Genomic DNA, 530 nt, shown 5'->3' with positions numbered 1-530 from the left:
AAACCAACTTCATCCTCTTTCCTCTATAAATTATTCTCTCTATCCTAACATAAGATCAACACGACCTAGTTCTAGCCCACAATGGGAACAAGAATGCCACCTATCTTGAATCGCTTTCGGTACTCTTTGACCGCACCGAGAGCAGTTTTGACTGCTGAGGTGCGCCTTAGCCAACCGCTTCAAGGCTTTCTTACGGCGGTTTGACCCTCTCCTCTTGCGAGACAAGGCTCGCTGCAACCTCTTGAGCCTGAGCTCTGCCTTGCGATAGTACTGGGGAACTGGAACAGACTCCCCCGCATCGGTCACCAAAAAGGAGTCCAGTCCCACGTCGATCCCCATCGTGTTCTCCAGTGTTGCAGGCTCAGGAGTAAACTCAGGGACGGACGAATCTTGCAGGCTCAAGGTCACATACCACCCGTCTGCCCTGCGGCTGATGGTAGCCGCCTTAATCACAAAGCCCTCAGGCAAAGGACGGTGCTGAATTATCCGAACAGCACCGATTTTGGGCAGATGGATAAACTGCCCGCAAA

The 530-nt window shown here is 52.1% G+C and carries 1 protein-coding gene; it reads right to left on the bottom strand.

Features of this window, described 5'->3' with window-relative positions:
* Positions 1 to 39: 39 nt before the first annotated feature.
* Positions 40 to 408, bottom strand: a complete 369-nt coding sequence (locus tag NW839_RS07025) for a transposase (protein WP_414380544.1) — start codon at positions 406 to 408, stop codon at positions 40 to 42.
* Positions 409 to 530: the final 122 nt, after the last annotated feature.

This window comes from Synechococcus sp. R5-15 (assembly GCF_047462035.1).
Lineage (GTDB): Bacteria > Cyanobacteriota > Cyanobacteriia > Thermostichales > Thermostichaceae > Thermostichus.
Note: the sequence above shows the minus strand (reverse complement) of the source record. Positions and strands in the feature narration are given on the sequence as shown.